The following is a 6,382-nucleotide window of genomic DNA, read 5'->3' on the forward strand; positions in this document are numbered from 1 at the left end:
TAATTGAGTCAGCTATCCTTTTTTGTACAGGCTATTTAACTGTTACAGCCTCTTCTATTCAGCGATTTTTTTGTCGATATCAGCTACTTCGTCTTCTAATTTTTTAATGAAATCTTCTTTATCTGCGATTTGAGCTTCAATGGAACGAATTTGTTCTTCACTTACCAATCCCATTGTATCTTCTTGAAGACGAGCAATTTGGCGTTTTTGATTTTCAATTTGTGATTTCTTATAATCACGAGTTTCTGTCATACGTTTAACCCAATCCAAATGTTTTTGTTCATTGAATTTAGTTAAACCATCAAAATATTGATCATTGACACCACGGAATTCTTTCCAAATTGTATTTTCTTTTTCTTTTCCACAAGAACCAATTTTCTTCCATTCATTAGACAATTCTTTCATTGTTTCTGTGTTTTCTTTAGTAAATTCATTTGTATTTACGATTTGTTTAGCTTGATTTACTAAAGCCATTTTTTGTTCATAATTGATATCTTGTTTCTTATGAAGATCTTCATAGAAAGCATTACGACGATCATAGAATACTTGACGAGCTGCATTGAAATCATTCCATAAAGCTTGTTCATATTCTTTACCAGCATTTCCAGCTTGTTTCCATTGATCCATTAAATCATTTAATTTTTGGCTTGTTTTCTTCCATTGTTCAGAATCTTGTAAACTCTTAGCTTGTTCAACTAAATTTTCTTTTACTTGACGAGCTGATTCAAATTTTTTATTTAATTCTTCCCAATTTTCACGTTTACGATTATAGAATGTTTGACGAGCATCATTAAATTCTTCCCAAAGCTCATCATCTTTGTCACCAGCACTACCAGCTTGTTTCCATTGATCCATTAAATCATTTAATTTTTGAGTTGTTTTATTCCATTCTGTTGAAACAGACAATTCCTTTGCTTGTTTTACTAAATCCGATTTAACTTCTTGTGCTTTCTTATATAATTCATTACGTTTTTCATATACAACATCTAAAGCCTTTTCAAAACGTTCTCTTAAATCTTCTTCTTGTAAAGATTCATAGAAAGGAATTTTACGCCATCTTTTCTTTAATTGATTTGCTTTACGATTGGCTTCATTCCAATTTTCTTCATCCTTAAGACTTTCAGCTTCTTGAATTAATGCTTCCTTCGCATTGATATCTGCACCTAAGTCTTGTTCTTCGAACATTTCATCGTTATAATCTACTGCCATAATTTCCTCCGCCACACTATAGAATACAATATATTAATATTTTACCTTTTTTTTAAATAAATGTCATTTCTTTTTTTTATGTTTTAATTGTATTTAATTCATAGACATTTGATTTTAATTTATGAACATTTTTCTTGATTAATGATAAAAAGGATGTATAATATAAAACACGTGATGAAAGGAAGAAAAAATATGAAACGAGTTTATAACTTCAGTGCCGGTCCAGCCGTATTACCAGAAAGCGTATTAAAACAAGCAGCCGATGAAATGTTGGACTACAAAGGATGTGGAATGTCCGTAATGGAGATGAGCCATCGATCCAAAATGTTCCAAACCATCATTGATGAAGCACAACAAGATCTTAGAGATCTATTAAATATTCCAGATAACTATAAAGTTTTATTTCTACAAGGAGGAGCCAGTCAACAATTCTCAGCGATTCCTATGAATTTATCTAAAAATGGTGTAGCCGATTATATTATTACAGGACAATGGGCTAAAAAAGCATATCAAGAAGCTAAAAAATATGTAAAAGCCAATGTCATTGCTTCAAGTGAAGACAAAACTTTCTCTTATATTCCTGATTGTTCGGATTTGAATGTATCTGAAGATGCGGATTATGTATACATTTGTTACAACAATACAATCTATGGAACAAAGTTCCCAGAAGTACCTAATACCAAAGGAAAAGTATTAGTAGCCGATATGTCTAGTTGCATTTTATCAGAACCAATTAATGTATCTGATTTTGGTGTTATTTACTTTGGTGTACAAAAAAACGTAGGACCTGCGGGTGTTGTGATTGCCATTATTCGTGAAGACTTAATTCGTGACGATGTATTGAGCTATACACCTACGATGTTGAAATGGAAAACACAAGCCGATGCCAATTCCTTATACAATACTCCACCTTGTTATGGAATCTATATTTGTGGATTGGTATTCAAGTGGATCAAAGCCCAAGGTGGACTTGAAGCTATGAAAGAAATCAATACTAAAAAGGCTAAAATTCTATATGATTTCTTAGATTCATCTAAATTATTTAAAGGAACTGTAGAAAAAGATTCTCGTTCTTTAATGAATGTTCCATTTGTTACTGGAGACAAAGAACTAGATGCTAAGTTTATTGCCGAAGCTAAAGAAGCCGGATTTGAAAACTTGAAAGGACATCGTTCTGTTGGTGGAATGCGTGCTAGTATCTACAATGCGATGCCAATTGAAGGCGTGGAAAAACTCGTTCAATTTATGAAAGAGTTTGAAGAAAGGAATTTATAATGTATAACGTTAAACTATATAATAACATTGCCCAAGAAGGATTAAATCAATTAGATAATAAATACGTAGTCAATGAAGACATTGAACAACCCGATGCGATTTTAGTTCGTAGTGCCAATTTACATGACATTAACTATAATCCTGAATTAAAAGCTATTGCTCGAGCTGGTGCCGGTGTCAACAACATTGATATTGATACATGTACTACCAAGGGAATTGCGGTATTTAATACTCCAGGAGCGAACAGTAATGCCGTTAAGGAATTAGTATTTGCTGGATTACTACTTGCTAGTCGTGACATATATCATGGAATGGAATGGGTTAAACAAGAAGCAAATAATCCTGATTTATCAAAGTTAGTTGAGAAACAAAAGAAACATTATGCCGGTAACGAATTAATGGGTAAATCATTAGGTGTTATTGGATGTGGTGCCATTGGTGTACAAGTTGCGAACTTAGCTCTTCGCTTTGGTATGGAAGTTCATGGCTATGATCCATATATGTCAATTGATGCTGCATGGAACTTATCTCGCTATGTACAACACGAAACTAACATTGAAGACATTTATCGTAAATGTGATTTCATCACTTTACACATCCCAATGAATGATTCGACAAAAAATACAATCAACAAAGAATCAATTGCCCATATGAAAGATGGCGTTAAGATTATTAACTTTGCCCGTGGTGGATTAGTAAATGATCAAGATATGAAAGAAGCTTTAGATTTTGGTAAAGTTGGATTCTATGTTACTGACTTTCCAAGTAATTTATTAGCCTCTCATCCAAAAGTAGCTGCGATTCCTCATTTAGGAGCTTCTACTGAAGAAAGTGAAATTAACTGTGCTGTAAAAGCGTGCCAAGAAATAAAAGATTATTTAGAAAACGGAAACATTACGAATTCTGTCAATTTACCAAATGCTTCAATGCCATTTAATTCTCCTGTTCGTATTTGTATTATCCATAAAAACATCCCTAAGATGATTTCGCAAATCACGAATTGTCTAGTGGATAATGCCAATATTGATAACTTATTAAATAAATCTAAAAAAGACATCGCATATACTATGCTTGATTTAGATACCGAAATCTCACAAGCTACTCTAGATGCCATCGACAATATTGATGGTGTATATCGTGTCCTTCATTATCAAAAATAATATACTATAAAAGGCTTCCCTACGAAGCCTTTTCTTTATTCATAATAAATATCGCAAATACAATTAAAACCAGTGCGAATATACTTTGTATACTCATAGCTTGTTGAATTTCCTTTAAAACAACAGCCGAAACAATAACACCAAAAATAGGTGTTAAACAACCATATACACCAATTTTTCCAACTGGATTACACGATAACAATAATCCCCATAGTGTATAAGCAATAGCAGATATACATGCAAGATAGAATATTACTAAATAAATGCTCAATCCTTGAAAATGAAGTAAACCACCCATTCCTTTTCCTAAGAAAAATAACGACAATCCTCCGATAAAGAATTGATATCCACTTAATAAAACAGCATTATGTTCTTTCGTAAATTTATTGATAAAACAACTCGATAGTGAATAGCACAATTGTGACATCATACATAAACAATCTCCTGTAAAAGAAAGCGATAGTTTTTGTCCTAAATTCATGCATAATATGCCACCAAATCCCATAATACAAGCAATTAATTTTTGTTTATTCATCGTTTCACTTTTAAATAAATACACCGCAAATAATAATGCGATTAAAGCTCCACTTCCAGAAATAATCGAAGCATTGACTCCACTTGTTCTAGCTACTCCTAAATAATAGAAAAAATATTGTCCAAAGGTTTGAAACAAAGCTAATACAAGAATTGGTTTCATATCACTTTTACTTGGAATTAGAACTTTCTTTTTCAAAATTGATTGCATTATGATTACTAATATACCCGCTAAAGTAAAACGAATACCCGCAAACATTAATAGCGATGCCGTGTTAGATGAATTAATATTTAATAATTGATAGCCTACTTTAATAAAAGAAGGAGCACAGCCCCATAAAAAAGTAGATATAACGGCCAAGAAAATAATATTTTTATTCTTTGTCAAATCCATGTTATGACTCCATTTTTTCTTCTAATTCCATCCATCGCATTGTGTATTCTTCTAATAAATTTTCTTTTTTATCTCGCATATCGCATAATTCACTAATTTTTGTATATTCTTCAATGGAATTTAATTGTTCATTTATATCATTGATTTCTTGTTCTAAAATTGGCATTTGTTCATTAATTATTTCCAATTCTTTTTTCTCCTGATAAGAAAGTGTAACTTTTCTTTGTTTCCATTCTTTCTTTTCTTTTTTAGTGTATGTCTTTTCACTTTGAATTTTCAGTAAATAATCACTATATCCACCATTGTATTCATGTAAATATCCATCTTCAAAGGCAAATACTTTATCACATACACGATCTAAGAAATAACGATCATGACTTACGACAATCACAATTCCATTGAAATCGTCCAAATAATCTTCTAATACTTCAAGCGTTAAAATATCTAAATCGTTTGTTGGTTCATCAAGTATTAATACATTTGGTGCTTGCATTAATATCTTGCATAAATACAAACGTTTTCTTTCTCCTCCTGATAAACGATCAATTGTTGTATATTGCATCTTTTTATCAAATAAGAATTTTTCTAACATCTGACTCGCCGTAATAACATTTTTTCCTTGTTCAATTACTTGACTTGTCTTTTCAATGTAGTCAATCACACGAATAGAACCCTCGTCTTGTAAATCTTGTTGCTTGAAATAACCAATTGATACCGTTTCACCATAGGAAATTGTTCCTTGTTGTGGTTGCGTCTGATTGGCAATCAAATTCAACAACGTGGATTTACCACATCCATTTTTTCCAATAAAACCAACACGGTCATGTCTAAGAAAATTGTATGAAAAATCATTAATAAGATAATCATCTCCATAGCCAAAAGAAACATGTTCTAATTCAATTGTCTTTTTACCTAATCGTTTACTTACCCCTGTTAACTCTAATTCTTTTTCTTGTGTTTTAAAACGTTGTTGACGAAGTTTTTCAAATGCATCAAGGCGTGCTTGTTGTTTTGTACTACGTGCTTGACATCCTGCTTGTACCCAAGCTAATTCTTTTCGATATAGGTTATTGTGTTTTTGAATGGCTTTTGCTTCTAAGATTTCACGTTCTTGTTTATTTTGAACATAAACTTCATAATTTCCGTTGTGAATATAAAAGTCTCCTCTATCTAATTCAAAAATACGCGTACAAATTCGATTTAAAAAATAACGATCGTGGGTTACTAATACAACTGATTTTTTTAGTTTTAATAAATATCCTTCTAACCAGTCAATCATATCATTGTCCAAGTGATTGGTTGGTTCATCTAACAGCAACAAATCACAATCACTTACCAAAGCTTTAGCAATTGATAATTTACGTTGTTGCCCTCCCGATAATTCTTGAATACACTGATCAAAGTTTAGTAAACCAAGTTTAGTTAAAAAAGTTTTAATTTCAAAGTCTTCTTTGGGATGTTTATTTAAACGATTTTGATATACCATTTCTTCCATAATAGTATTTTGTGAAAACACAGGATTTTGCGTTAAATAATAAATATTTAAACCATTTTTCTTAATAATAGACCCAGAATCATATGGTTCAATTCCAGATAATATTTTAAGAAACGTACTTTTCCCAGTTCCATTTACACCAACTAAAGCGACTTTTTCGTTTTCTTCAATTGAGAATGTAACATTTTTTATTAATTGTTTATCGTTAATTGTTTTATTTAAACCATTTATCGAAATTAGCATATGAATCCCTCCTCAAGAAAAAAAGTGAAGTAGAGAAATCTACTTCACAAATTCAACAATTGCCATTGGAGC

The 6,382-nt window shown here is 31.4% G+C and carries 5 protein-coding genes; 2 read left to right on the forward strand and 3 right to left on the reverse strand.

The genetic code is table 11. From position 1 onward, the window contains the following. Nucleotides 1-54 precede the first annotated feature (54 nt). The gene (locus ACI313_RS05920; RefSeq protein ID WP_320608862.1) at nt 55-1,209 is read right to left on the reverse strand and encodes a DUF349 domain-containing protein; all 1,155 of its coding nucleotides are present in this window, start codon (nt 1,207-1,209) and stop codon (nt 55-57) included. 192 nt (nt 1,210-1,401) lie between these two features. Here ACI313_RS05920 and serC point away from each other — a divergent pair, with 192 nt between their 5' ends. Beyond that, nucleotides 1,402-2,484, forward strand: a complete 1,083-nt coding sequence (gene serC, locus ACI313_RS05925) for a 3-phosphoserine/phosphohydroxythreonine transaminase (RefSeq protein ID WP_320608863.1) — start codon at nt 1,402-1,404, stop codon at nt 2,482-2,484. Next, nucleotides 2,484-3,644 (forward strand): phosphoglycerate dehydrogenase, encoded by a 1,161-nt coding sequence (locus tag ACI313_RS05930; protein WP_439755540.1) that lies wholly within the window; start codon nt 2,484-2,486, stop codon nt 3,642-3,644. The genes serC and ACI313_RS05930 overlap by 1 nt, the downstream gene beginning before the upstream one ends. Nucleotides 3,645-3,663: 19 nt before the next feature. On the opposite strand, the gene ACI313_RS05935 is transcribed toward ACI313_RS05930, so the two are convergent. After that, nucleotides 3,664-4,572, reverse strand: coding sequence for a DMT family transporter (locus tag ACI313_RS05935; protein ID WP_439755541.1), 909 nt, complete (start codon nt 4,570-4,572; stop codon nt 3,664-3,666). A gap of 1 nt (nt 4,573) precedes the next feature. Continuing rightward, nucleotides 4,574-6,310, reverse strand: coding sequence for an ABC-F family ATP-binding cassette domain-containing protein (locus tag ACI313_RS05940; protein WP_439755542.1), 1,737 nt, complete (start codon nt 6,308-6,310; stop codon nt 4,574-4,576). Nucleotides 6,311-6,382: the final 72 nt, after the last annotated feature.

Source organism: Floccifex sp., assembly GCF_051873495.1.
GTDB lineage: Bacteria > Bacillota_I > Bacilli_A > Erysipelotrichales > Erysipelotrichaceae > Floccifex.